A 22856-nucleotide genomic window follows, 5' to 3' on the forward strand; every position below is an offset into this window, starting at 1 on the left:
CTAATCACTCATTCCATAAAAGTAAATATACAAAAAATAAACACTTATAATTAATCCTAAAATGAATTTGAGTAAATCCATCTTTTTCTTAGTTACAGAATACATTCCAAGACCTTCACAGCCCAAATATCCAAAAAACATAGCTATCATAGCTTTTAATGCAAAATTTGTTTCCTGACTATGATTATATAAATTGAAGACACTCAGAATGCAAAATACAATCAACATTCCAATGAATCCGCTTTTTCTGCCTTTAGCAAATACAAATTCTTTTCCTTCGTCTCCTTTTTCATTTCGGCTTTTTTCTAATATTTCTTCCTTTTTCATAAAAATTTCTCCTTTCAAATTGAAAAGATGATGACAAGTTTTCTTGTCATCATTATTATAATACGCCAAGTTTTCTTGTCAAATAAAAAAATAGCCCACTCCAATCCAAAGATTGGTAGTGAGCTATTTTCTATACCTTCATATATTCGTTATATAATTGCTCGAAAGTATTGTATCGTTCGACTTTCCTGCCTACCTTGTTGTATTCCTCCAGATATTCATCCATGACCTTCAGAAACTCATTTTTAAAGACTTGAAGATGGTCAGAATCAAAATACTACATGATATCAAACTTTTTGGTTCCCTTCCATTCTGTCATTTCATCAAGAAAACCTTGTATGCCCATTGCTGCTAGATACGCATACGATCTATCACCCGATTCCACACTTGCTATAATCTTATTGCGGTAATTGCACCATAACTCCTCATAAGTTCCGCCAAGATTATCATAGCTTGGGACTGGCTGCACTACAAAATCCTTATACATTTTATTATATAGATCGTTGATGTTTCTAAGGGACTTATATGCTGCACTTCTGATTTCATCGATAGTCTTCGCCTCTATCACAGCCATATATGTCTTTTCAAAATCATCAGGAACATAACGGTACGTAGCTATTTCCTCCAAATATCTTTTCATTCCCCGTTTGAAATAAGTATTGTTCAAATGAGTTAGCGCATTTAACAAATTGTATAAAACTTCGCTTGAAGCATACCTTACTGCTCCTATATCTTCAGAAAGTAATGTATTCGCATATTCCTGTTTTGCTATGTCTATACACTTTTTCGCTCTACTGATACATTCTCTCCCTATAGGCATTGCCAGAGCATCGAGTGCTCTCTGTTTATATAAATTTAGCTTTTCCAAATATTCGGGTTTTGCACAGTATAACACCTGTAAATCCACCAGACATGAAATCATTGGACTCTCGAGATTGGCTTGATCTTCTATCCTTGTTTCCCATGGCGTACAATATAGATCGTATCCAATATCATCCAAAATAAAACACGAAGATATTCCCCAGCCCTGCTCTGTGTTATTAATTATGATTAGATCAAGATCGCTTTTTTCATGAAAATCCCCAGTACTAAAAGAACCTGTAAGCCCAATAATTGCAATATCATCAGAAAAATCTCTCTTAGCCCGTTCAATGACCATGCTAATAAGCTTTTCATTTTTGATTAAGATCTTTTCTTTATGAACAGCATCCATATCCATGTCCCCTCTCCAACCTTATTAATTCTATTGTATAAGCATGTTGTTAGAGTAGGTATTCCAACTTTAATTATATTAAATCTGTACCAAGCCCTTCCTCTCCTTCAAAGAAAACAAAAAAACGCGCTGGCAAGAGCATAATTAGCTTCTCTCCAACACGTTTTATAGTCGTTAGTGAATATTTTTCTTTTTGAAACTGCCGCCCTTAACTTCTGCAACATCGTAGACTACTACAAAGGCATTCGGGTCAATTTCACGAATAATATCTTTTATTTTACTTTCTTCCAGACGGTTAATGACACAAGTGATTTCTTTGAATTGTTCATTGGAGTAGCCGCCATAAGCATCTGTATAAGTTGCTCCACGACCCAATCGGTCACGAATAGTCTCGACCATGATTTCCGGTTGAATGGTGATGATTTTAAACGTTTTAGAGCCACTCAAACCTTCTTCAATAATATGAATGACCTTAGAAGCAATAAAATAAGCAAGCGCTGATAGAATAGCCCCTTGTAGGCCAAATACTGTTGAAACAACAATAAAGACAAACATGTTTAGAAATAAGATTAAATCACTGGTCCCAAAAGGTAATTTTCGTGAAAGTAAGACAGCTAACATATCTATCCCATCTAATGCTCCACCATTACGTAAGGCTAAACCCATACCAAAACCGATAATAATCCCGCCAACAACGGTAATTAATAAGGTATCACCTTCTATTATCGTCGGTACATGATGCATAAGACTAGTGCCAATAGCCAGTGAAGCAATACCGATAACGGAATAAAGAGCAAAGCTTTTACCAATTTGCTTATATCCTAGCCATACAAAAGGGATATTAATTATGCCAATTAGCAGCCCTAGCGGTAAGCCAAACAGTTCAGAGCCAACGATGCTTAGACCTGTGACACCTCCATCTGAGACGTTGTTGGGTATCAATACGGATTCTAGACCATAGGCAGCTATTAGCGCCCCAATAATAATCATGAATACTTTTGAGAATATCTTGAGTTTATTTGATTTCTGTTTTCGCGTTTCAATCATTGAATTTCTCCGTTTCACATTGCTTAATTTAGTCCATAAAAATTTCCTCTAAAGGTCTTCCGTCACCTGGATTAAAATCAATCCCTAAAATCTTTGCCATCGTGGGGGCTATATCTACCATTTCGATGTCCCCTATATGATGCCCATTTCTAATCTTTTCCCCGGAGACAACCAAGTTGCATCTATAGCCGTCTTTATCAGGAGAATAGCCATGCGTGGCAAATTTAACGCCTTGTTTGTCCAAATCAACAATCGTTGGTTCATCCATACTTTCGTCGAAACAATAACCTCTCTTAGCCTCAAGCATATACTTTGTGGTTTGGCCCACATGAAAATAATCCAGTTCATCTCTAGCATACAATTTCTCTATACCTGAAAATTCATCTCTCATATTATCTCCAATAACAGCTAATGCTATTTGCTCAGCTTCTTCATCGCCCTGCCGGATATGCAAGTAAGCCGCTCCACCCCCACACTGAAAGTAAGCTCTCCACTTCATTTCGCCGTTCTCTTCATAGATCAGGCCCTTTTCCTGCAAAAGGTTGTTTAAATGCACCTTGTACCTAACATTAAACTGGCCATGGTCCCCCAAAATTAAAAAAATCGTATCATCCTTTATCCCCGCTTCATCCACTGCCTGCATAATATCGCCTACCCTTTTATCCATACGTGTGATTACCTGCTTCACTTCCTCACTGTCAGTTCCATAAGCATGTTTGGCATCATCCAGATCGATCAGATGCATCATTAGAAGATTAGGTTTTTTGCGCTTAATCGTGTCTATAGCACATTTGGTCGTGAAGTCATCCAGATAGGGCTGCTCAATCCCTTTGCGGATCCGGCCATATTTCAGCTCCATATCCACGCAGTATAAGGGGCTTCCGCTTTTTAATATCTTCAGTGCCTGATTTTCGTTTTTGATGGCTCTGATTTCAGGTATATTGTATTGGATGGAGGATTTACCCGATACTGGCCATAGGATTCCGGCGGTGCTCATCTTATGCTCGCGCGCAACATCATAAATCGTTGGCACCTTGATCGCATTTCTAAACCAGAACCAATTCTGCTCCTCTTCCTTAATAAAGGGCTGAAACGGATTGTTGTGATGGATGCCATGCTTATCCGGATATACACCGGTTGCTATGGTGGTGTGCACTACATATGTGAGCGTGGGATACACACTTTTCAATTTATGGCTGTGGGCTCCGTTTTTAATTAATTCCGCTAAGTTTGGAAGCCGGCTGGCCAATGCCCAGTGGTCTTCTGAAAAGGCATCGTAAGAGATGACGATCAAATGCTTGGCCATAGCCGTTTGTGCTTTAATTGACTTCATAGAATAAGCCCCTTAGGTTCGTCATGTTCAGGCTGCTCTTTAGGTAAAGTTATAAATACGAATAATCCAATAATAAAAAGTGGGATAATCGCTAAAATACTAAATTTAGCATTACCTGTTAAGGTTGTTGTTAAAGACATTACAGCAGGACCAACAATGGCCGCGAACTTGCCAAAAATATTGTAAAAACCAAAGAATTCATTGGAGTTCTCCTTTGGAATGATCTTCGCATAATAAGACCTGCTGAGCGCCTGAATGCCTCCCTGAGCGGAACCAATTAGCGCACCTAGAATAAATATATGCCACACTGAAGTGATAAAAAAAGCTGCGATGCAGGAAAGGATATATGTAACAATCCCCACGATGATTAAAGTCCTGGCGGAGTATTTTTTGGCGAGATTACCATACAGGATTGCACAAGGAAAAGCGATGATCTGGATAACTAATAATATCCCCAGTAAGGTAAAGGTGTCAAAAGCATCCGCACCCAGAACCGATGTGGCATAGGGCACCACCATTTTAATAATCGTATCTACCCCATCAATATAAAGAAAGTACGCAATTAAGAAAACAAATACACCTTTATGCTGTCTAACATTCCTAAAGGTGTCTCCAAGTCTTTTAAAACTGTTGATTACAGGTCTTGGTTCAGGCTCAATATAATATCTCTGCTTCACATCTCTGATCATGGGTATGGTCAACAGCCCCCACCAAAGAGCAGTAATGATAAACCCAATCTGATAACCGATCGACTTATCCATCCCCATAAACAGAATCAATAGCAGGCTGATGCCAAATGGAATGACGCTGGCGATATATCCATAAGCAAAACCTTTTGTGGATACCTTATCCATCCTTTCATCAGTGGTTATATCCACAAGAAAAGAGTCATAAAAAATATTGGCTCCGGCAAAACCTATGACGGACAGGATGTAAAACACAATCAATAACTGCCACTGCCCGCTCGCAGGTGCAACGAATGCCAAGGAAGCCGTAGCCAGCACACCGATCAAAGAGAAAAATAAGAAAAAGCGCTTTTTCTTATCCTTGTAATCTGCGATCGTGCCTAAAATCGGACTAAGGATAGCCACAAGAATACTAGCAATGGAGTTAAAGTACCCTAAATCCATGCTGCTGTTAACATTTGAAAACATGCCAAATACAATAGGCAATAATGCAGTTGTAACCGCCATCGAATAGGCTGAATTCCCGCAGTCATATAAAATCCATGATTTTTCCTCTTTGCTAAGTTTCATCTAACAGCCACCTTTTCACCTATTTGTAACTGTTATATCATTTCAGCATAAGAGCCATGTTAAATGAATGTTAATTCCATCACAACTTCTTCATAAAAAAACGACCTTTTAAAATCGAAAGGTCGCTTACTCGCTTTTATATATGAATTTAATATTTGACGATATATTCGCAATATTCATCCCCATTAACATTACATTTTATTTCCCGGACGGAAACCCGCTTTCCACGAATTTTAGTAAGTGCTCCTTCGATAATGGCTCCCTCCAGGTCACAAACCATTTTCCCTTCCATAATAGGTAACCCTTCGCAGAAACAATCGTGTACTGCAATCGTCATCCCCTTGTCATCTTCATGGGTTATTATAGGAATCCCTATCTTCAATTGTTCGAATAACTCGAATAGTTCATTAACCGAGGTAACACCAAATTCTTCCCCAATTTTTCTTCCTATAGTCAACGTTGTACCCTTACCATTCATGGGTAACGCTTGATATAAACCAATAAGTCTTATCGTTCTGAAAAGCTCTAAAGGTACGACATTACCTAAATTTTTTCTCTTTATTTTTTTCATATCTGTAAAAGTAAATTGATCCATGCCAGTAGCCTCCAATTGCTTATGTAATTTATATTTCAAATTTAATTGATATATTGAGTATAAACGTATCCAATAATTGCTTTGTGATCTTACGCACATCCTGATTTTTTGTAGAACCATAACAAAAAAAGCAACTTCCCTGTTGGCAAGTCGCTCCTTCATTCATTAGATGCAGCAGCATCTCAAATATGATAATCATAAACCCAAGGCAAAATAACCATCACGCTAGTTCCAACCTGAACCTCTGAATCTACCTTAATATGCCCCCCATACATTTCAATTAATTGTTTACAAATCGATAATCCAATCCCTGTCCCTTTTTGCTTGGTAGTAAAGAAAGGGTCAAATATCCGTTTTAATTTATCCTGTGGAATTCCTTCTCCGTTGTCTTTAAAGAGTAGAATAATTTCGTTTGTCTCAGCAGCTGTGGTAACAGAAATATCTATTCTGCCTCTAAAAGCTGTGAAGGAATCGATACTATTTTTCAAAATATTAAGAATTACCTGCTCTAGCTGAGAGGCGCTTCCAAACGTTAGTACTTTTTCTAAAGAGCATTCTACTGAAAGTATAATATCATCACTAAGTATGAGTTGATTCACAATGTTATTAACTCTATGTATAACCTCCATAACGTTAAATACTACGCCGTTATTTTTCGTACTGTCACCTTTTCGAGCCAGTATTAGAAAGTCCGTTACTAATCCATTCAGAGCATCAATCTCTTTGATGGTGATATCCAGATATGCACGCAATTCATCCGCTTTGATCTCCGGCTCATTTAGCCTGATATTTACAAGCTGAGCAAAACCTTTAATCGAAGCTAGCGGATTTCTTATTTCATGCGCCATTCCTGCTGCCATTTGTCCCATAACAGCAATTTTTTGTTCATGTAAATTGTCAATCTGTTGATTTTTATTAGACAAATAACCTTGTGCAAAGCCAGTAAAACGGGTCCAGTTGCATTCCATTAAACGATTATAAAAAAACAATCGGATCGCGGAATCATCTACAAACTCTTCAATGATCTTAAACATAATATTCTGAGCGGTTAAATTTAAATCCTTGCTCATATCAAGTAAAATATCAAAATGATCACCGAATATTTCTGCAGTATAAACCCCTTGCTCAGCCCCCTCTTTTTCTAGCAGGTTTAAGTATTGATCGTAACCAAAAGAATCAAAAAACAAGGCTTCTACCATACTCATTAATATCGTACTGAATGATGAATCTAACAATTCCTTATGCGTCTCTACAAACCAGGAGAATTCGATGTTTTTCATAGTCATGGAATGATAATGCCTGTTTAAAATGATTGGAACTGCTAAGATTAATGACGAACGCAATTCATTTTCTTTGTATGACATTGTCATCCTCCTTCTTTGTAGTTTGTATTCAAGATATGTGTATATTTTCCTGCTTCAAAAACACAGTAATTCACTTTGTTTTAATCATCATATTATATTCTGGACTTGACTGTTAGAGTGGCATCGAAGATAATTACAACCTCACCAAAAAACCAAAAAAACTATAATTAGGAAGATCATTGATTTTGAAAAGGGGCGGTCGTCATTAGCTGGTTAAGTGATCTCTACAAATTACAGAAGCAGGAGCTAAAGAAGGACATCGAGCCCTCTTTAGTCAATGCTATCTTTCGCATGTATGATAAATTTCCCAGGATTGGACTTAAAGAGCGGATCGGCCAGCAGGATATGTCTCTAGATATCGCTGATGCCTATATTAATGGTCGTAACGCGATGATTGAAGCTGGAGTCGGCATCGGCAAGTCCTTTGCCTACCTCATTCCCAGCCTGCTTATTAACCAAATCTCAAGGCAACCGGTTATTATTGCGACATCCTCCATACAACTTTCAGAACAAATACATAAAGATCTGAGATTCATCGGAAGTCGGCTCGGATTTACAAGGGTACGTTCGGTAGTTGGAAAAGGCATGGGGCAGTATGCTTGCCGGTATAGGGCAGCAGATCTGTTCCAAGCGGATGATTCAAACGCCCCTCTGTCTGCGCTTGCTCAACAGATTGTCAATTATGAAATTGATGAGCGGGCAGATATTAAGGGCGGGGTTAGTGATGCAGTATGGTCTAACGTTTGTGTGAATGATTGCAAATTTGAACGTTGCCATTATAAAAGTACATGTACGTTTTATGAGATGAGAGCTAAAATTAATGCCAACGCGAGCGATATGGATTTTATTATCGTAAACCAGGATCTGCTCATCCGTGATTTAATCAAGAAAAAGGAAGGAACGAAGGGGTTAATCACTGAACGGCCGGCTCTGATCGTAATTGATGAAGCTCATAATCTGGAAGCAAAGGTTAGAGATGCAAGAACGGTCGAATTTACATACCGGGGAACCTGCCGTATTCTGGATGACGCCTTACAGATTCTCTTCAAGCAATCTGCCGATACGGAGCTTATGCCGCAATTTAAATTTATAAAAAGATGCGTTGGCCATATTTTCAAACAAGTTGAGGCAGACTTACTGCAAACAGCCAAGCAGGACAATGACCGTATAAAAATATCGCAGATCACAGGAATCCCCTTAAGACGAGCAGCTCAGGTTTTAAAAGATTTTAATCTCAGCCTTTCCGTCTTAACTTCACGGCATGAGCGGGAGATTGACAATATTTTCGAAGCCATGAACGGACTTATCGACCTCTTTGATGTACTCGCCGGAGTAGAGGATAACTATCTGATCTGGGCAAGCAATACCCAGCGGGAGAGTACCCTTAGTATCTGCCCTAAAGGGATAAGCCAGTTTCTGAAATATACCTTATTTAACGGGAAAACCTCTGTTATTTTAACGTCAGCAACGATGTGTCAAAACGGAGAAACGCTGGAGGAACAATACGCTTATCTCACTGAGTCCCTCGGTTACAGGGGAGATTATATGGAGCGCCAAGCTTCACCGTTTGATTATGATAACCACACCATGCTGTATATTGCCAAGGACATCCCCTACTATAACCATCAGCGGCGGGAAGATTATCTTGAAGCGGCATACAAGGAAATGATGAGGCTCTGTAATTTAACAGACGGGCGGACATTGGTTCTTTTTTCAGCTAAAGAGGATATGAAGTATATTCATAAGAAATTAAACTCTGAGAAGCTTGCATGGGCATTGCATGTTCAAAGGGAAGGTTCGTCCCAGGACGGGGTGATCGCTGACTTTCGGGGCAGTAAAGGCGTTCTACTTAGTACCGGTGTATTCTGGGAAGGTGTGAATATCGAAGGTTCCGATTTGTCGCAGTTAATCATTTTCCGTCTGCCTTTCCCTGTTCCTGCCGATCCTGTCTATGAATATAAGACTTCGATGGCAAAGAATCCCTTGAAAGAGGTTTTTGTACCGGACATGCTGCTTCGGTTAAGACAAGGAACCGGGCGCCTGATCCGCAGTGAAACTGACCTTGGTGTGCTCAGCATACTTGATTCCCGCCTGTCCATTGCCGCCAAAAAGGATTACCGGGATCAGGTACTGGAAGCCTTACCTTTTAAAAAGGTTACTGAGGATTTCAAGGTTCTGGAGAAGTTTGTGAAAGAAAAAGGGATACAGCTTAGTGATACGTAGAGAGATGAAAAAAAGCAACCCATCCGCAGACAAGTCGCTTCTAAACCCTATAACGTTATCTGGCAATTAAACTACTTTATGTTTGTATACCCGCATCGCTATTAAATAAGCAACTACTAGAATGGCTATGCACCATATGATGGCTCCCCAAATATCATTGCCGACAGGCTGCCCCATCAGGAGGGAGCGAACCGCCTCTACTATAGATGTAACGGGTTGGTTTTCAGCAAAGGCGCGAACGACTCGCGGCATCGATTCGGTAGGCACAAAGGCCGAGCTGATGAAAGGAAGGAAAATAATCGGGTAGGAAAAAGCAGTCGCGCCGTCCACCGATTTTGCGGATAGTCCAGCAATTGCTGCGACCCAAGTTAGAGCCAGCGTAAACAATATCAGGATGCCGGCAACCGCCAGCCATGAGAGCACTCCTGCCGATGAACGAAACCCCATAATCAATGCAACAAGAATGATGACGCTAACTGAAATCGCATTGGATATCAGGGAGGTCAGCACATGTCCCCACAGCATGGTAGAACGTGCAATCGGCATAGAATGGAATCTCTGAAAAATCCCTTTTTGCACATCATTAAACAGGCGGTAAGCCGTATAAGTTACACCACTTGCAATAGCGATCAGTATGATCCCGGGCAATAAATAATTCACATAGTTATCCGTACCCGCCTGGATGGCCCCACCGAACACGTAAACAAACAACAGCATAAATGCAATTGGCATGATAGTTACCGTGATGATGGTATCCATACTGCGGAGAATATGGCGCATAGAGCGTCCGAGCATTACACTCATGTCACTGAAAAAGTGCTTCTTAATCATTTCCATTTACTTTCCCTCCTTTTTGCCGATGATTGCGAGGAATATTTCCTCCAGCGTCGGCTGCTTTTCAATGTACTCAACTTTTGCGGGCGGAAAACGCTTTTTTAGTTCTTCGAGTGTACCGCTCGCAATAATTTTACCTTCATGTAGAATGGCGATTTGATCAGCAAGCTGCTCTGCCTCTTCCAAATACTGCGTCGTCAAAAAGACAGTCGTACCGCCGTCGGCAAGCTCCTTAACCATCTTCCATACATCCATCCTTGCCTCAGGATCAAGTCCAGTGGTTGGTTCGTCGAGGAAAATAATCTGCGGTTTTCCAACAAGACTCATCGCGAGATCTAATCTCCGGCGCATCCCGCCTGAATAAGTGGATACCTTGCGATCCGCGGCAGCGGTCAAAGTGAAGCGTTCCAGCAGATCGTCCGCAACTTGACGCGGACGCTTCTCATGGCGGAGCCTCGCAATCATGATCAGATTTTCCCGGCCGCTCAGAATCTCATCCACGGCAGCAAATTGACCCGTCAGGCTGATGGACTGGCGTACATAATCAGGCTTTGTGGCGACATCAAATCCGTTCACTGCAGCAGTCCCGCCATCTTGATTCAGCAAAGTGGTGAGGATTTTGACAATGGTGGTCTTGCCTGCACCATTGGAGCCCAGCAGAGCAAAAACGCTGCCCTGCTCCACTTCAAAATCCACCCCCTTTAAAACTTGAAGCTGTCTGTAGGACTTTTCCAACCCAACCACTTTAATGGACTTGTTCATTGCATTCCCTCCTCAAGGTTTTGTTAGCATATCTTCATGGAATTCTCCCCGCAAAACTCACTTCGGAAGCTCAGGCTTATAGGACTGTAACCTTTGTCAAATCAGCTTCCATGCCTTTGAGCGCAGCGAAGGTCAACTTATCCATCATTGCACCGTCAAAGTTGATCGTTTTGATTGCACGATAAAACTTCTTGGATAACGAAAACCCGGAGAGGAATGACACATTTTTTAACGTCGCACCTCTAAACGAAATATCGTTCAGCGCCGACTTTTCAAACTTGACCCCGATAAAGGTCTGGCCGTCAAAACATAATCCCCGCAGATCAGAGGTTTTAAATTCCACACCGTCAAAGATACAGTTCTCAAAGATTGTTTTCGTGAGATCAGTCGTACACAGCTTGACGTCGGTCAGTCTTGCACTGATAAATTTCGCCCCTGTAAGTCCTGATGAGCTAAAGTTGGTGCGAACAAGAATAGATTTGTGAAAGCTCGCATTTGCGAGTTCAATGCCGGACAGATTGCAGTCGGTCAGATTAGCGCTGTCGAACTTGGCCTCGCCTACGTCACTGCCCGCGAAAGAACTGCCGGTCAAGTCAGCGCCTGTAAAATCGGAACCCCGCAACGCGCTCACTTTAAAATCCCCTTTATGGGCGGTAACGCCTGCAAAATCACTCTTCGATAAGTTGCTCGCCCTAAAGCTCGTCACCACCTGCCGCTCAAGTGAACGGGAGAGATTGGCAACCTCCTGCACCGTCTGTTCAATGTCGCCGATGCTGTCTATCGTCATCTTAAACGCCGTTTCATCATCCTTGCCTTCAGCCTTGAGTTCACTGAACCGCTCCTGCAAATCGGAAAGGAGGTCACTCTTTAATTCAGCAACGCTTTTTATCCCGTCATAGGGTGCGAATACGCCATTTAAATACATGTTTAATTTCTCATTCATATTATCAAGTCTCCTTATAATAAGTTTTCAAGCACACGCTTTGCGTACTCCCAATTAGTCTTGTTATTGGCGTAAACAGCTTTCCCCTTCTCGGTAATCCGAAAATACTTCCGTCGTCCCCCCTGAGACTCATCCCCCCAATACCATTCAATGTCACCGTCTGCCTCAAGCCGCCGGACGCTGGAGTACATCGTAGCTTCTTTTAATTCATACTCGCCTCCGGAACGCTCAGCAATCAATTTGACGATTTCATATCCATAACGATCGGCTTCGGACAAGAGCCGTAATACCATCGTATCGGTATGCCCTCGCAGCAGATCGGATGTGATTTTGTTCTCACTCATTTCATCACCTCATAATCGCATTGTATATCATACTACTGTGACAGTCAAGGTACTTTGATCATCATGTTTATACAAAATAAAAAAATGCCGTCCTTAGTTGTCTAAGACAGCATTTTTCTCTTTTAAGTCTGAAGTTCCAATTTACGCTAACCAGAAATAAGTTAATTTATGTCTGCTGGTAATTCACAGCTACCTGCCGGCAACCCTCACACAAAAATGCATAATAAATCCCCTCGCTGTCCTCGGCCTGTTCCATGTCCATTTGGGCAATAAACTTCATCGTCGTCGAACAGCAAGGGCACACAGGATATTCCGCATCCTGAATCCAAGCCGGATGTCCTCCAATCTGCGACGCAGGCGCCTCAAGCATCCAATACGAATTTTCATAGGTTCCCATCTGCCGTTCCGATAGCTGCATGGCATGCCATGCTATTTCTTCCCTGTCTTCATTTGCAGGCAAAAAATCAGGAACGGTATTATATTCACTCCACGAATATTGGCCATCCAGCTCCGCTTTCATAAACACGGTGCCATAACAATTACAATGCATGCAAGCTGCAACCCTTAACCGCTGGCCGGAAAGCTTCATAAATTGAACCAGTGGATTCTGCAAATCGTAATCAAACAGCACTGTCAATTTACCGCCACACCAAGGGCAGGAATGCTCACCCTCCTGCAGCGCCGCTACCGCCGTATGATCCCGATCCAGCTCATTTTTTCCGTCCCTGTTTACTTCAAAATGATAACTCTCGGGGTAAAAGAGCAGCCTTTTCCCACCGTCGGGATCTAATTCCCATCCTGCTTCGTGAGCATAGGTTTCCGGAGCCACATTTAACTCCGATGTCCATCGAGGCGGATGCTGCCGCCATGTCTCGAACTGCCGTACAACCTCTTTATCGCCAATCCAGGCCAATGCAAGCAGCAAATGATTACGGTTTTCCGAGTCATGCTCTAACTGATGAATGATCATATCGCGGATCTCCTGACCCGCTTCTTTATAGAGAATACCGGGATAATACTTCCCTTTGTGAAAAAAAACCTCCAGCCCCCGTTCAATGAACGCACTTGAAAAACATATAAGCGACAGTAAAATAGCCTCAGCCTGGTCAAAATCATCTTCTTCCATCAATTCAATGGCGTAGGATTCCAATCGCTCCCTTTCGCTTTCAGTCAGTTGACGATACAACTCTTGCGCGGTTTTGTGATATGAGATTTCGTGTTCAAGCGGGCTCCATCTCCGCGGTTTGTGCATGATTTTAAGAATTTCAACCGGATCATTCACACCTGCGTACAAATCAATGTCTTTTCGATTTTGTTCAATATAAGCCTTTTGCTCCAGCGCAAGCTTCCTTTGATGACAGGGCATGCAGATTCCCCCCGTCTTTAAAGCAGTTGCAGGAAGTATGCTTCCCTTGCAGCCTGAGGTTTGGCAGGGTATACGCTCGCTCATCGTATCTCTCCTATTCTGTATAAGTTATTCTCAAAGACTATTATTAATAAGCTAAACTGCATTATAGAATTAGCTATATTATAGAATTAGCTGCATTAAATATATCACCGGATTTAGCAGCTTTAAATTCATTTCAGATTTCAATTGGATATATCCCCCACCATCACCTTAAACGGAAACAAAAAAAGGTCAACCAAATATTTCTGGTTAACCTGATAAACGAAAACTCCCCCGGATAAAGAAGAACCGGTGCCCTTGTATTAGGCTTAATCCGTAATCTTCACATTTCCAAACACAGCCTTATTCCTCGAGTCATCCCCGGGATTGCTAAGTGCTATGCCAATATACACCTTGCGGTTCATCGGAATCTGAACAGTTCCGACCGTTTGCCAGTTATTCCCGTTCGTCGAAATAGCCCCTTTGAAGGTATTTCCACTTCGGGTCAGCTTTAGCCATCTTGGAGCCGAGGCAGCCGCAGTCTGATCAACCATATTGCCCGCAGTCTCTGCACGATACTGGAAGGTGGCCCCATTCTCGGGGGTAAGCATCATATCTGCGTGCTTCGAATTATGACCCAGCGACTCCCGAATCATAATGCCGGCCTTGGCCCAGCCGTCCAATCGGCTAGTGGACTGCACTTTAACAATAATCTCCGCATCGCCCCGCACGGATTGGTATATATAATTCAGTTGATCTCCATTTCCCCAGATATCCGTAGAGCTGCTGCTGAGTGTAAATTGCTTATTGGAAGAATTGTAGGTAACGTTCCCCGGCATGGAACCAATATTTCGCGCCTTCCACCCTGCTGGTAATTGAGCCGGATAGTCTTGTTCTACCGGAGGCGTCCAGCCTGGCGTAGGCCAGGTTTCACGTTCTTTGATATTGGCTAGCTCATCTTCTGGCCAGGCCCCGTAAGCAAAGAACGACAGACGCTTCACACCTGGATAATTCTCGCGGATTCCCTTGTAAATCTCCTGATATTGATCATCTGTCCAGTCATTATCCAGCGTCGCAACAATTTCCACGTCACTGCCGCTAATCCGGTCGCTCGTATCCTTCAGGATTCCGTAGGAAGTGCTGTATACCCAATCACTGTTGAACTCCCAGTCATCAAAGTACGCCATTGGTGCAACAAAGTCGATATCATCCTTGAATTTGGCTACATTCTGCCCAACTTCAATGAATTCTGGCGGCAAAATATACACGCCGAGCTGCACATCCGGCTTCGAGGACTGTGTGATATCCTGACGGATATCGCCCACATACTGTCCGATTTGTTCGGTTCTCCATTCATTCCACTGCTCACGCTGAGGCGAATCTGTCTCGAAGTCAATGCTGAGCGGTGAATACCCGAACTGCGCCTGATACTTCAGGGCCGTGTAATCACTGACGTCCATGTTGTAATTGTCGAAGCGGATCCAATCCAGCACAACGCCATCCACATCATAATTCTCGATTACTTCCTGAATAATGGAACGCTCATACTCCTGCACTTCATGGTGAATCGGATTGACGAAGTATTCGTTGCCGTTAGAACCTGTAAACGGTGTCTGAACCCCGTCAACCAGCACCTGCATCTGCCATTCATCGTGCTCCAGGAAAGCCTGCTGATCATGGAACTGCGGAATCCAGGCATGAACCTTGATTCCTACAGCATGGGCTGCCGTAATGACAGCCTGCAGGGCATCGAAATTCTGGTAGCCTTGGGCAATTGGTGCGATATCACTCTGATAAAATACACTTCCAGACGGAACCTCATCATCTTCATCCTGCTTCACGTTCATGCTAATAACATCGACGCCATAGCTTGTAGAGAGCGCGATGAAATTCTGGACATCCGCCATGTTCTTAAACTGGTTTACGGTCCGTACAATAACTTCCGTTTCGAAAGGGGGGTTACTCTCCTCTTCGGCCATAACAGGAACGGAACCACCGGCTATCGAAGAAACCAACACGATGCTTAACAGTGCTATGAACCTCGATCTCAACGCAAATGCCATAATCTCGCCTCCACAATTATAAGATTTTATAAATAGTCTTATTTCGTCGCGTTGATTTTCTTAACATTTTCCTGCCATTTTTCGGTTCTGAATTCAAGCAGCTTAGCAAGCCCCGCTTTTTCGGTGTTCTTTTTAGCTGTCTTTAGCGCCGACAGCACCGCTTCATCCGACTTCGCCTGAACCATCTGGGCGTAAGCAAGGGTATAAATATCCCCGATATTTTGTGCGATGATGCCGATCTCCGTATCCGGAATCGGATCGGTATTTACAAACTCTGTGATATCCAACGCGGTTTTCCAGGTCACCGTGGACTGCGCCACGGTCTCCCAGGATTTCTGGTTCGCGGAAAGCAGCGCCTCGAGGCTCATTTTCGCCGTATCAATAAAGGTCGTATTTCCCGCCCAGTTAAAGTCCTCGAATTTCCGCATCGTTTCCGTACGCTCGTTAGCAGGAGTCGTCTTGTATTTCTCGTTCGGGATTGGAGCTCCGTCCGCATCTTCTTCATCCCAGTACAAGCCTTTAGGACCGAAGAAAAGCACCTTCTGCCCCTCCGGACCCGTAATCCAGTCAAAATAAGCGAAGATGGCCTCTGGATCCTTGGCCTTTTTCGTAATGACATTAACGTTCCAACCCAGCGTCTCAAAGCCGCTTACAAACACTCGTGTTTTGTCTAGTCCGGATTTATGAATCGGCCATATAATCTCATAACCGCTGTCCGGATTATTCGCTGTCAGTGCCCGGTGTCCCTCGGCTCCATACGTAGTGATATTGGATTCGACCATGACTGCTACCCGGTTGGTATTGACCTTTTCTTTGACCGCATCCTGGGTTTGCTGCAGTGCATCCTGCGTAATCAGCCGTTCACGATACAGCTTATTAATATACAGCACCATCTCTTCGTAAGCAGGATCATCCAAGATAGATGACAGCTTGTCGCCATCCGGATATCCCATGAGTGAAATAAACTTACTGGTGGAGTTCTCCTTAAAACCACCATACATAATTTCCAGACCTGCCCCCTTCTCCCCAACCTCCAGAGGTACTACATCCGGATACTTTTCTTGCACCTTAAGCAAATATTGATACAAATCATCAAAGGTCTCCAGCGCCGGTCTGCCGAGTTCGTTATAAATATCTTTATTCACCATCCATCCGCCGTTGCCGAATTGCCCGGATGTATACCAGTTCGGGATTTGATAGATTTTCCCGTCTTCTGAACGGAGCAAATTCAGGGTGGATTCCTTCACATATTTCTTGAAGTTCGGATACTTCTCATAGTAATCATCCAGCGCAACGAGTTGTCCTGCCTGCACCAGCCGCTCCACTGAGGATCCCCGGTCAGTAAAAATGACATCCGGTAAATCACCGCCGACGATCATCGTGTTGAGCTTTTCTCCGGCCGCTCCTCCGGATTGTATGGGTTCAACAGTAACCTTACGGTTCTCCTGAATCCATTTTGTCGCCTCATTATCCCCCCAGGGTGATGTCGTAAGCCAGTCATAGTTTCCATAGAAGCTGAAGGTGACGGGCTTGATCCCGCTGCCGTCATCTGTGGCGGCCTCAGTATTCAGATTTTTCTCGCTTGTGTTTGGTGAAGTGTTAGAATTTCCTCCTCCGCTACAGGCAGCGAGAAGAAGCACCAGTGAAGTCAGCAAAAGAGATACCCATTTCATACGATTGCGCATCTTTTCCCTTCTTTCTACATAATATGGAGACTGCTATTCTTTCATCGAACCAATCATTACGCCCTTAACAAAGTACTTTTGGAGAAAAGGATACGTAAGGATAATTGGAATGGTAGCGATCATCATCGTAGCCATAGTCAGTGACTTCGTGGTAATCGTCCGATTCCGGTTCATATGATCCAGCGCGATAGCATTCGATGAGCCAATTTGGGTCATGATGTTGGAGTTCATAATCTGGCGCAGCAGGGTCTGTATAGGGAGCAAGTGATCCTTTGTAATATAGATCGCTCCCGTAAACCAGTCATTCCAGTAACCTACTGCGGTGAATAAAGCAATCGTGGCCAGCACCGGGCCGGAGACGGGAATGACGATTCGGAAAAAAATGCCGTAGTTGCTGCTGCCGTCGATTTTGGCAGATTCCTCCAACCCCTCCGGCAGAGCATGGAAGAAGGTGCGGATGACAATCATGTTCCAGACACTGATGATGCCGGGGATAATCAGCACCCAAAAGGTGTCCAGCATACCCAAAGAGCGAACTAGTAAATAACTAGGGATGAGCCCTCCACTGAAGAACATCGTAATCATGAAGAACACCATATATTGTTTTCGAAAAAGCAATGTCTTCTTGGACATTCCGTAGGCTAACAGTGCCGTGAAAAAGACAGACAATGCCGTGCCGCTTAACGTTCTAAGAATGGTGATCAGAAAAGAATTCAGCAGGCGTTGATCCTGAAACACAATATAATAATTTTCCAGGGTAAAAGCTCTCGGTAACAAGGTTACACCGCCGAGCGCCGTATCGCTCCCTAGATTAAAGGAAATGACCAACGCGTTCCAAAACGGGTATAGCATGAGTAACGCCAGCAGCGTCAAAAGGATATAAATACTCCGCTGCATGATTTTGTCGCCTAGGCTTAGTCTCATTGTTCACCCCTCCTAAAAGGTTTATGGAGCATCGGAAGCATTCGCTATGAGTAGTAGTACTACCAGAGACTAACATCTGCCCGGCGAGCGATTTTGTTGGCCGTCACTAGCAGAATGACACTGATCACCGCCTTGAATAGCCCTACCGCTGTCGCATAAGAGAATCTGGCATTTAAAATCCCAACACGGTACACATAGGTGTCGATAACATCGGAGTAGGGTCGCAGAATTGGATTGGTTGCCAGCAGCAAAATGTCCTCGAAGCCCGCACTGAGCAGACTGCCGATGGCAAGAATCATAAAGATAATGATAATGGGGGTAATGCTGGGGAGTGTAATCAAGTGAATTTGCTTAAACCGGCTTGCTCCATCTATAGAAGCGGCCTCATATAGGGTTGGATCAATACCTGCAATCGCGGCCAGGTAGACAATGCTCCCGAATCCGACCTCTTTCCATACATTTACGCTTACTAGAATCGACCAAAAGTATTTGGGTAACGCCAGGAAGTTAACTGGCTCCCCTACCAAATTGAATCGCTCCAGCAAATAGTTCACCGTTCCGTTATCAACGGATAACAGCGAAAATACAAAACCGGATACAATAACCCAGGACAGGAAATAAGGTAAATAGCTGACGGTCTGGATAATCCGTTTAAAGCCCATATTCCCGATTTCATTCAGCATCAGTGCAAGAAGAATCGGGGCAGGAAAAGAGATAATCAATTTAAGCATGCTAATCACAAGGGTATTTCGCATCACATTCCAGAACTCCGGCGCCTCGAAGAACATTCTGAAATGCATAAATCCAACCCAGGGGCTCTTCATAATGCCGCCAAAAATATCGTATTGCTGGAATGCCATAACCACGCCATACATCGGAATGTAGCTAAAAATGAATACAAAGATAATTCCCGGCCAAACCATGGACTGCAAATCCAATTGACTGATAAATTTCTTCCATCTACGCGGTTTCTCGGCCGTGTTCATCCGCTTTTCCTCCTCTGGACGATTCTAGTGAAACAACGGCAACAACGATTTGTTCTTCTCCAGCATTTCATCCAGCAGTTGTTCAGCTACGGTGACCGAAGGCACGAGCGGATGATGAACCATAGCCTGTAGGGCTATATCCCGGTCTCCGTGCACAGCCGCCTCGATGGTGAGGCTCTCGTATTGCTTGACCGCGGCCAGCAAGCCTTTGATGGGCTGAGGAATTATACGCAGCGGAATCGGCAGCGGGCCTTGCTTGGTTACCATACAGTTCACCTCAATAGAGGCATCGTCCGGCAAGAAGTCAATCATTCCGTTATTCCTTACATTCAACGTCTGGATATCGCGGGAATCATTATAAATGGAGCGCATCAGCAGCACTGCCGCCTCCGAGTAGTAGGCTCCGCCGCGCTGTTCCAACTGCTTGGGCTTTTCCTTCAGCTCTACGTTCCGGTACAGTTCAAACAGCTCTTCCTCCACCTTCTTCACTACCTCAGCGCGCGATCCAGTCGTTGCTGCTGCTTCCTTCTGTTCCGCAAGCATCGCGTCCGTCATATAGTAATAGCTCAGGTAATAAGAGGGAATCGCTTTCAAAGCATTCAGAAACCGGTAGTCCCAGGAATCAAACGGCACATTGCTCGCCTTGTAGCTCTGCGGGTAATCAATGAGCTCCTGCAGCTTGCTTTTACCATCAATCACGATATCGGATACCCAGTGCAGATGGTTGATGCCGACAAACTCCGCGTAGATTTTCTCCATAGGAAGTCTGAAGAATTCGGAGAGCCACTTTTGAAAACCAATCGGCGAGTTGCACAAGCCTACGCTTTTTACCGATGAGTATTTGTGAACAGCTTCAGTCACCATACCGGCCGGATTCGTAAAATTCAGCAACCAGGCATCCGGAGCCAGCTCCTCAATGTCTTTGCAAATATCCAGAATGACCGGGATAGTCCGTAGGCCTTTCATCATCCCTCCGGGACCTGTAGTCTCCTGGCCGATGACATTGTATTGAAGCGGAATTAATTCATCCCATTTGCGCGCTTCCAGCATGCCTACCCGGATTTGCGTACATACAAAGTCCGCTCCGGCAATGGCTTCCCTGCGCTCAAGCGTCTGGACCACGGTAATCGGCAGTCCGGACTCAGCAATCATGCGTTTGCTCAGTTCTGCAATCGTATGCAGCTTCTCCCTTCCCTCCTCAATATCCACCAGCCATACTTCGCGAATGGGAAGCTCTTGGTGATGCAGGATGATGCCTTCAATAAGCTCAGGCGTATACGATGATCCCGCTCCGATGACAACCAGCTTCAATGTTTCCTCCATGATAGACCCTTCCTTCATCTTTTTCATTTTGGTCTTATAAAAACTAGCCTATTGTGTTCAGTACTTTCCCCTGTGATAGATTATCTAGAACCTTCTGATCTACACGCATACCGCTGCTTTCCATAGCCAGAACGACCGATCCTACAACCGGCTCCCGGGTCAAAATCCTTAAAGTGCCATTCGGAGCCGACAACTTCACTCTTCTCTCAATGGCCCGCCGGATGATGCCTGAGCGGTCTCCCTTTGTCAGCAGGCTGCCTGCAAGTACGATGTCGAAGAAGTCCTCCTCCATGCCCAAGCGATGGATGGCCGATGCCGCGGCCAAACCCAGCTCATCCCCTTGCTTGACCAGCAGCTCGGTGGCAACCTGGTCCCCTTCCTCTGCCGCTTGAAACAATAGTTCAGCAATATGGGGAGGCAGGTCTCTGAAATGATCCAGGTAATCCTCTCTTAGCTCCGAAACATTGGAATAGCCCAACAATTCCGTTAAGCGTTCGGTTAGGACCGTCTCCTTCTCTCTTCCCTCATCCGCCCGAAGGACGCTACGGAATACCTCAATACTTAAATCATAGCCACCGCCATAATCCCCGAACCGGTAGCCGAATCCACCACATTGGTATGTAGCACCCAACGGATTTTTACCACTACAGTTCACGCCTGATCCGCAAATCAGCACGATCCCGTAGTTCTTCTCTGTACCTGACCGCAAGGCAATCCAGGTGTCGCAGGAAATCTCAGTTTGGGGAAGATCAAAGCTGCTGATGATCGGTCGCAAAATCCGGAAATCAGCCTCTCTGTCCGCTCCCGCTAAGCCGAACCAGGAGTAATCCAGCTGATCCTTGGTCAGCCCTGACGCCATAATTGCTTCCGATATGGCCTGCTGCAAACTGTTCACCGCCTGCTCACGGTTTATTTGATGATTTCCGATCCCACCCTTGCCAACTCCGATGACCTTCCCTTGTTCATCTGCAATCATTGCGTGGGTTTTACTGCCTCCTGCATCAACTCCCAAAAAATACTTCACGGATGATTTCACTCCTAAAATTCAAGGTAATCTAACAGATGCGGTGGATTCACGAATGAGTAGCTGCGGAGCAAGCTTCGTTACAGCGGGCGGCATCACCTCCCCGTTGATCATTTTTAGTAGTAAATCAACGCCTATATTGCCCATTTGTGCCTCAGGTTGTCTGACCGTCGTTAACCGCGGGTAAAATTCACCTACGAACTGCTGATCATCAAATCCAACAATTGAGATATCGTGGGGTACTCGAATTCCCTCTTCCCGGAGAGCCTGAACCATTCCAAGAGCAATAAAATCGTCCCCGGAAAAAAAAGCTGTCGGCAGCTTATCTTCGCGGATCCATCTCTTGGCCACCTCATAGCCGCCGCTTACTGTAAAACTGCAGTATTCCGTTCCGAATGGCGTTAACCCGGCATCCTCGAGCGCTTGGACATAACCGCGCTTACGCTCCGCTACACTTAGAAATACCGAAGGGCCGCCAATATAGGCGATTTGAGTGTGCCCAAGATCGAGCAAGTGCTTTGTAGCCTCATACCCGCCTTGATAGTTATCGACCACGACGCTAGGCACATCCTCATGCTGAAACTGGTTATCCAGCAATACAAACGGAATATTTTTTCTTTTCAGTTCCTCTACATATGCCTTTTCTTCAAGTGGGGACAACAGGATAATTCCATCAACGCGATCCTTCTGAAACAGGAAATTATCGCCCTCATCCTCATTCTCGGCGATCGATAGGGCTAAAAAATACCCTTGCGCCGCCAGCTTCCGGTTCACCACGCGAATAACCCGGTCATAGAAAGAGTCGTTAAAGTTGGTAATCGACATCCCGATGACTCCCGTTTTGCCTCTCACAAGACTCCGCGCTGCTGAATTGGGCTGATAATTTAATTCCTCCATAGCTTTCAGTACTTTCTGTCTATTAGCTTCCCGTACAGATGGTAAATTGTTAAGCACCCTGGATACGGTCACTACAGAGAGTCCCGACTTTTTGGCTACATCATGTATATTCATCTTAGCTTCCATACCTCCGTCACCCGAAAGTTTAAACGATTAAACTTTTTAGGTAAATAAAAAACCTTACCTTTCGTGATATTTCTATGTCCTGATTGAAAATTGCACACTGAATGTCAGCTTTGCCTTTATCAAGAACACCAAAATTCTTTACAAAAGTTTTAAGGTTTTAACTAATTTACATTCTACTTACATTTCCAATATCCGTCAAT

The 22856-nt window shown here is 44.0% G+C and carries 20 protein-coding genes; 1 reads left to right on the forward strand and 19 read right to left on the reverse strand.

Going from position 1 to position 22856, the window contains the following annotated elements; translation table 11 throughout:
- From MKY14_RS19770 to MKY14_RS19800, 7 genes are all read right to left on the reverse strand, one after another.
- On the reverse strand, positions 1 to 327 hold the full coding sequence (locus MKY14_RS19770; RefSeq protein ID WP_076125270.1) for a DUF6442 family protein: 327 nt from the start codon (positions 325 to 327) through the stop codon (positions 1 to 3).
- 277 nt (positions 328 to 604) lie between these two features.
- Positions 605 to 1546 carry a nucleotidyltransferase domain-containing protein gene (locus MKY14_RS19775; RefSeq protein ID WP_340977157.1) on the reverse strand — a complete coding sequence of 314 codons (942 nt, stop codon included), beginning with the start codon at positions 1544 to 1546 and terminating at the stop codon, positions 605 to 607.
- A 168-nt stretch (positions 1547 to 1714) separates the two neighbouring features.
- Positions 1715 to 2587, reverse strand: coding sequence for a YitT family protein (locus MKY14_RS19780; RefSeq protein WP_036675789.1), 873 nt, complete (start codon positions 2585 to 2587; stop codon positions 1715 to 1717).
- Positions 2588 to 2615: 28 nt separating this feature from the next.
- Entirely contained in the window at positions 2616 to 3920 is a 1305-nt protein-coding gene (locus MKY14_RS19785; RefSeq protein WP_076308010.1) for an alkaline phosphatase family protein, read from the reverse strand.
- Positions 3917 to 5176: an MFS transporter gene (locus MKY14_RS19790; protein WP_076308011.1), complete on the reverse strand. Its 1260-nt coding sequence runs from the start codon at positions 5174 to 5176 to the stop codon at positions 3917 to 3919. The genes MKY14_RS19785 and MKY14_RS19790 overlap by 4 nt, the downstream gene beginning before the upstream one ends.
- 148 nt (positions 5177 to 5324) lie before the next feature.
- Complete coding sequence (locus MKY14_RS19795) at positions 5325 to 5771, reverse strand: V4R domain-containing protein (protein ID WP_076185335.1); 447 nt, start codon at positions 5769 to 5771, stop codon at positions 5325 to 5327.
- Positions 5772 to 5953: 182 nt separating this feature from the next.
- Positions 5954 to 7135, reverse strand: coding sequence for a sensor histidine kinase (locus MKY14_RS19800; protein WP_076308012.1), 1182 nt, complete (start codon positions 7133 to 7135; stop codon positions 5954 to 5956).
- 291 nt (positions 7136 to 7426) lie between these two features.
- Between MKY14_RS19800 and MKY14_RS19805 the strand changes: the two genes are divergently transcribed.
- Complete coding sequence (locus MKY14_RS19805; RefSeq protein WP_256716044.1) at positions 7427 to 9358, forward strand: ATP-dependent DNA helicase; 1932 nt, start codon at positions 7427 to 7429, stop codon at positions 9356 to 9358.
- 66 nt (positions 9359 to 9424) lie between these two features.
- On the opposite strand, the gene MKY14_RS19810 is transcribed toward MKY14_RS19805, so the two are convergent.
- The 12 genes from MKY14_RS19810 to MKY14_RS19865 form a co-directional block, all read right to left on the reverse strand.
- On the reverse strand, positions 9425 to 10195 hold the full coding sequence (locus MKY14_RS19810; RefSeq protein WP_076308014.1) for an ABC transporter permease: 771 nt from the start codon (positions 10193 to 10195) through the stop codon (positions 9425 to 9427).
- The gene (locus MKY14_RS19815; RefSeq protein ID WP_076308015.1) at positions 10196 to 10954 is read right to left on the reverse strand and encodes an ABC transporter ATP-binding protein; all 759 of its coding nucleotides are present in this window, start codon (positions 10952 to 10954) and stop codon (positions 10196 to 10198) included. It lies immediately after the preceding gene.
- Positions 10955 to 11030: 76 nt separating this feature from the next.
- Positions 11031 to 11897, reverse strand: coding sequence for a pentapeptide repeat-containing protein (locus tag MKY14_RS19820; RefSeq protein ID WP_076125280.1), 867 nt, complete (start codon positions 11895 to 11897; stop codon positions 11031 to 11033).
- Positions 11898 to 11911: 14 nt separating this feature from the next.
- Positions 11912 to 12241 (reverse strand): PadR family transcriptional regulator, encoded by a 330-nt coding sequence (locus MKY14_RS19825; protein ID WP_036675798.1) that lies wholly within the window; start codon positions 12239 to 12241, stop codon positions 11912 to 11914.
- Between the two features lie 166 nt (positions 12242 to 12407).
- Positions 12408 to 13691, reverse strand: a complete 1284-nt coding sequence (locus MKY14_RS19830; RefSeq protein ID WP_076308016.1) for a DUF1963 domain-containing protein — start codon at positions 13689 to 13691, stop codon at positions 12408 to 12410.
- 266 nt (positions 13692 to 13957) lie between these two features.
- Positions 13958 to 15691 (reverse strand): family 10 glycosylhydrolase, encoded by a 1734-nt coding sequence (locus MKY14_RS19835; protein ID WP_076308017.1) that lies wholly within the window; start codon positions 15689 to 15691, stop codon positions 13958 to 13960.
- Between the two features lie 38 nt (positions 15692 to 15729).
- Positions 15730 to 17376: an extracellular solute-binding protein gene (locus MKY14_RS19840; protein ID WP_076219658.1), complete on the reverse strand. Its 1647-nt coding sequence runs from the start codon at positions 17374 to 17376 to the stop codon at positions 15730 to 15732.
- Positions 17377 to 17409: 33 nt separating this feature from the next.
- The gene (locus tag MKY14_RS19845) at positions 17410 to 18300 is read right to left on the reverse strand and encodes a carbohydrate ABC transporter permease (RefSeq protein WP_076125288.1); all 891 of its coding nucleotides are present in this window, start codon (positions 18298 to 18300) and stop codon (positions 17410 to 17412) included.
- A gap of 59 nt (positions 18301 to 18359) precedes the next feature.
- Positions 18360 to 19286: an ABC transporter permease gene (locus MKY14_RS19850; protein WP_076308018.1), complete on the reverse strand. Its 927-nt coding sequence runs from the start codon at positions 19284 to 19286 to the stop codon at positions 18360 to 18362.
- A gap of 24 nt (positions 19287 to 19310) precedes the next feature.
- A complete protein-coding gene (locus MKY14_RS19855) occupies positions 19311 to 20609 on the reverse strand; it encodes a 6-phospho-beta-glucosidase (RefSeq protein ID WP_076308019.1) in 1299 nt (432 codons plus the stop codon).
- 43 nt (positions 20610 to 20652) lie between these two features.
- Positions 20653 to 21633 (reverse strand): N-acetylglucosamine kinase, encoded by a 981-nt coding sequence (locus MKY14_RS19860; protein ID WP_076125294.1) that lies wholly within the window; start codon positions 21631 to 21633, stop codon positions 20653 to 20655.
- Positions 21634 to 21654: 21 nt separating this feature from the next.
- Entirely contained in the window at positions 21655 to 22644 is a 990-nt protein-coding gene (locus MKY14_RS19865; protein WP_248547745.1) for a LacI family DNA-binding transcriptional regulator, read from the reverse strand.
- Between the last annotated feature and the right edge of the window lie 212 nt (positions 22645 to 22856).

Source organism: Paenibacillus sp. FSL R5-0887 (genome assembly GCF_038002305.1).
In the GTDB taxonomy this organism is placed as follows: Bacteria; Bacillota; Bacilli; order Paenibacillales; family Paenibacillaceae; genus Paenibacillus_AQ; species Paenibacillus_AQ odorifer.

Bases quoted from the DNA above. Each gene is read 5' to 3' on its own strand.
- MKY14_RS19820 (WP_076125280.1), bottom strand. From the start codon at position 11,897: ATGAATGAGAAATTAAACATGTATTTAAATGGCGTATTCGCACCCTAT.
- MKY14_RS19840 (WP_076219658.1), bottom strand. From the start codon at position 17,376: ATGCGCAATCGTATGAAATGGGTATCTCTTTTGCTGACTTCACTGGTG.
- MKY14_RS19775 (WP_340977157.1), bottom strand. From the start codon at position 1,546: ATGGATATGGATGCTGTTCATAAAGAAAAGATCTTAATCAAAAATGAA.
- MKY14_RS19825 (WP_036675798.1), bottom strand. From the start codon at position 12,241: ATGAGTGAGAACAAAATCACATCCGATCTGCTGCGAGGGCATACCGAT.
- MKY14_RS19785 (WP_076308010.1), bottom strand. From the start codon at position 3,920: ATGAAGTCAATTAAAGCACAAACGGCTATGGCCAAGCATTTGATCGTC.
- MKY14_RS19805 (WP_256716044.1), top strand. From the start codon at position 7,427: ATGTATGATAAATTTCCCAGGATTGGACTTAAAGAGCGGATCGGCCAG.
- MKY14_RS19790 (WP_076308011.1), bottom strand. From the start codon at position 5,176: ATGAAACTTAGCAAAGAGGAAAAATCATGGATTTTATATGACTGCGGG.
- MKY14_RS19830 (WP_076308016.1), bottom strand. From the start codon at position 13,691: ATGAGCGAGCGTATACCCTGCCAAACCTCAGGCTGCAAGGGAAGCATA.
- MKY14_RS19770 (WP_076125270.1), bottom strand. From the start codon at position 327: ATGAAAAAGGAAGAAATATTAGAAAAAAGCCGAAATGAAAAAGGAGAC.
- MKY14_RS19845 (WP_076125288.1), bottom strand. From the start codon at position 18,300: ATGAGACTAAGCCTAGGCGACAAAATCATGCAGCGGAGTATTTATATC.
- MKY14_RS19835 (WP_076308017.1), bottom strand. From the start codon at position 15,691: ATGGCATTTGCGTTGAGATCGAGGTTCATAGCACTGTTAAGCATCGTG.
- MKY14_RS19865 (WP_248547745.1), bottom strand. From the start codon at position 22,644: ATGAATATACATGATGTAGCCAAAAAGTCGGGACTCTCTGTAGTGACC.
- MKY14_RS19810 (WP_076308014.1), bottom strand. From the start codon at position 10,195: ATGGAAATGATTAAGAAGCACTTTTTCAGTGACATGAGTGTAATGCTC.
- MKY14_RS19855 (WP_076308019.1), bottom strand. From the start codon at position 20,609: ATGGAGGAAACATTGAAGCTGGTTGTCATCGGAGCGGGATCATCGTAT.
- MKY14_RS19815 (WP_076308015.1), bottom strand. From the start codon at position 10,954: ATGAACAAGTCCATTAAAGTGGTTGGGTTGGAAAAGTCCTACAGACAG.
- MKY14_RS19800 (WP_076308012.1), bottom strand. From the start codon at position 7,135: ATGTCATACAAAGAAAATGAATTGCGTTCGTCATTAATCTTAGCAGTT.
- MKY14_RS19795 (WP_076185335.1), bottom strand. From the start codon at position 5,771: ATGGATCAATTTACTTTTACAGATATGAAAAAAATAAAGAGAAAAAAT.
- MKY14_RS19780 (WP_036675789.1), bottom strand. From the start codon at position 2,587: ATGATTGAAACGCGAAAACAGAAATCAAATAAACTCAAGATATTCTCA.
- MKY14_RS19850 (WP_076308018.1), bottom strand. From the start codon at position 19,286: ATGAACACGGCCGAGAAACCGCGTAGATGGAAGAAATTTATCAGTCAA.